Origin of the sequence: Xenorhabdus sp. PB62.4 (genome assembly GCF_014467285.1) — a bacterium.
Lineage (GTDB): Bacteria > Pseudomonadota > Gammaproteobacteria > Enterobacterales > Enterobacteriaceae > Xenorhabdus.
In genome coordinates this window covers 3,182-6,289 of sequence record NZ_NKHR01000047.1, presented here as the reverse complement: position 1 = coordinate 6,289, position 3,108 = coordinate 3,182, and the positions used below count along the sequence as shown (strand labels likewise).

Here is a 3,108-nt window from a genome sequence, read left to right as displayed (position 1 = left end):
GTGTGTGGCAGGTGGCGGAGAGGGCCGCCCTGCCGCTGCTGCGCCCATAATCACATTCTGTGAAACACTCATATCACACCTCCCTGTCAGGCGTTATCCTTCGGCTCATCACGCAACCGGAACGTTGTCATCATGGTCTGCATCTGTTCCCGCTGAGCCACCGTCATCTCCCCCTGACAGGTGCCGGTGAAAATCAGCACGTGCCCGGGGGTGTTAAGCAGCCTCATTAATTGATGTACCGGACCACTTGGGGCACGCCAGCGAAATTCAAAGGTCTCGGTATCAAAGCCGTTCAGCTCACCGGATTCATGGGTTATTGCTTCATAATCTTTCAGTTGCCTGGCAATGGCCGTCATTTCCCGCTCCGCAAACTGACTGAACGCCAAGCCCCACGGCAGGTTGTCACGGGATATGGTGAAACTGGTACCGTTCTTTTCATCCGGGCTGTTCAACACCAGAATACTTGCATCCTGCCAACTGGATGGCAGCATGATGGTGCCTTGGTTGAAATGGAAAGGGGACAGGTCAAGTTTATCGGTCATCGTCAATCCTTGTTTTTCTTCTGTTCTTAATAGGAAAAATCATTTTTTATTTGTTCAGATTAATCTTGCCACCCAGCAAAGTAATACCACTGTCATTCAGCTCAATGCTGGAACCGCCAAATGAGATTTTGATATTTGTCTTCGTCATGTTGATGGTGCCGCTGCCCACTTTCAGCGTGATATCATCCTGGGCTTCATACAGTTGCGTTCCTGCTCCGGCTTTACCTGCCATTGTTTTTACCTGTACCACATTGGCCTCTGTGCTACGTTTCTGGCAGATGTTCTCCGTCAGATTGCCTTGTGCCACTGTTTTTTGTTCATCCCCCGTCTGGATGGTCAGCGTCCGGTTACCGGCCTCCACCACCAGCGTCTGGGCATTTTTCACCGTGGTACTCATGTCCTTCTGCGCATGCAGCGACAGCCTTTCACTGCCTTTCGCATCCTCAAACAGCAGCTCGTTATACCCTTCGCCCTTGTGGGTTTTGGAGCGGAAGGCCATCTGGGTTTTGCTGCCCGGCAGCCCGCCCGGCGGGATGTTGCTGGCGTGATAGGTTCTGCCGGTGACGATCGGCTGATCCGGGTCGCCGTGCAGGAAGTCCACCACCACTTCCTGCCCGATGCGCGGGATGGCTAACATGCCCCAGCCCTGACCCGCCCACGGCTGGGTGACGCGTATCCAGCAGGAACTTTGATCATCGCTCTTGCCGTAGCGATCCCACGGGAACTGGAGGCGGATGCGGCCGTACTGATCACAGAAAATCTCTTCGCCGGCCGGGCCAACCACTTTGGCAATCTGCGGGCCGTCGATGACGGGTTTTGGCAGCGGCGCAGGACGCCAGTGCTGGTTATGGCGGATAAAGTGGAAGTGACTGTGCAGGGTCGTGCCCGGGCCGCTGTTGGCGGTTTCCAGCGCCTGCGGCTGGCGGCCGGAATGACGGGTTTCCACCACTTGCCACGGCTGGTTCAGGTCTGCGCGCGGGTGGTTGTGCAGGGTGAATAATTTACCCGGCTGGATGGCAATGGCATTGCCGCTGCCTTGTCCCATTACGGCGTCGTTACGCAGGGCTTCCAGCCGGTAACGGGTAAAATCCTTACCGTGCGCCTCATCCTTAAAACGCCCCGGATAGTCGTAATGTTCGTAATACAACTGCTGGAGTGTGTCTTCCTTCATCTGCTGGCTGAATTCGGCCGGCCACGCGGGATTTTTGAAGGTGTAGTCTTTGAGTTGCACCTGGGCCGGCCGCACCTGGGCGCTGCATGTCAGGCTACTGATGGCAGGTTCGCCCACGGTGCTCGCCTCCCCCGGCTGATAAGGGAACACCTTGCCCGGTGGCACAGAGCCGGCATCGTCGGCAAACACCAGCGTGTTACGCCCGTTACCGCATTCAAAGAAGTAGAAAATCCCCTCTTCGGCGGTCAGGCGTTGCAGGAAAGCAAAGTCACTTTCCTGATATTGCACGCAGAATTCCCGCTCCGGGTGCGGATGGCGCAGGCTGAACACCACGTCGCGGATGCCGTGCTCTTTCAGGATGGTGGTGACGATGGTGGCAATGTCCTGCTGCTGGAAGATGCGCGAGTTCTGGCGCAGGGTGGTGCGCCACAGGTCAGGGCGGAGGGTCATCTGGTAAGTGGTCTGGTGCAACCCGGTGTTACCCTGCTCAAAGCGGGCCACCATTCCGGTGATGCTGCGCTGTTCAACGCCTTCCTGCAAGATGGTCAGGGTTGCAGCGCGGTCAAGGACGGCCGGAAAGTCAATGGCCGGGTCGGCACTCGCCAGCCCGACATTCAGGCTGAACGGCCGGGAAAAACCTTCCGTCAGGTCGAAGCCGGTGACGACAAAGGTCTGCGGCGGCAAGCCCCCCGCCGTCAGGGTAAATTGCAGTCCGCTGGGGGCGCTGCCCCCGCCACCCAACATGGCGCTGGCTTTTTGCAGGACCTGGGTTGCTGCGTGCTGGCCGCTGGCGGCACGGGCCGCCAAGCCCTGACCGCCGGCCGCCCCTTGAACGCCGCTGACAAATCCGCCGGGGCGGCCTGCCATGCCCCCGCCCGCACTGCCGCCACTTAAGCCCCCCAACATCCCCGCCACCTGTGGCACCATTTGGGCGGCCTGCTGTCCCTGCCGGACAAGTGCCTGCCCTTTTTGAAGTTTCGCAATGCGCTTTTTCATCGACATACGCTGTCTCCCTGATTAATGCCCGCCGTCAGTGGTGACGGCTTGCTTATGACGTTTGGTATTGTTTTCGGTATCGTTTTCGGTCTGGCGTTCCCGCTGTTCTGTCGCCTGACGCAGCCGGTCATAGCGGCCGAGCAGGGCGTTAAAGCGCTCATCAATGCCTTTCAGCAACACCGGCGGGGCGCTGTCCCCTTTCGCCGCGTAGACACTCAACTGACGCAGCAGCTCCTCCAGCGGGACGTCACTGCCGTGGCTGCGCTGGAGGTCATAGACAGCGGTTTTCAGGTAGGAAAGCGTGAAGCTGCCACGGGTACGCTCCTGCAACAGGATTTTGTCCGCCAGTTGCTGAAGCTGGTCACGGGTGGTATGCCAGCTGCCTTTCAGGGGCACGCT

3 protein-coding genes are annotated in these 3,108 nt (G+C 58.6%); all 3 read right to left on the bottom strand.

Going from position 1 to position 3,108, the window contains the following annotated elements:
• Nucleotides 1-86: 86 nt before the first annotated feature.
• Complete coding sequence (locus Xenpb_RS18615) at nt 87-491, bottom strand: DcrB-related protein (RefSeq protein ID WP_255523199.1); 405 nt, start codon at nt 489-491, stop codon at nt 87-89.
• 97 nt (nt 492-588) lie between these two features.
• Nucleotides 589-2,715 carry a type VI secretion system tip protein VgrG gene (locus tag Xenpb_RS18610; protein ID WP_187655642.1) on the bottom strand — a complete coding sequence of 709 codons (2,127 nt, stop codon included), beginning with the start codon at nt 2,713-2,715 and terminating at the stop codon, nt 589-591.
• Between the two features lie 15 nt (nt 2,716-2,730).
• Nucleotides 2,731-3,108: VasL domain-containing protein (locus Xenpb_RS18605; protein ID WP_304952557.1), on the bottom strand; the 378-nt coding region annotated here is incomplete at its 5' end.

What these genes read in the sequence shown, in the direction of transcription:
- Xenpb_RS18615 (WP_255523199.1), bottom strand. Translation starts at nt 491, where the DNA reads ATGCTGCCATCCAGTTGGCAGGATGCAAGTATTCTGGTGTTGAACAGC.
- Xenpb_RS18610 (WP_187655642.1), bottom strand. Translation starts at nt 2,715, where the DNA reads ATGTCGATGAAAAAGCGCATTGCGAAACTTCAAAAAGGGCAGGCACTT.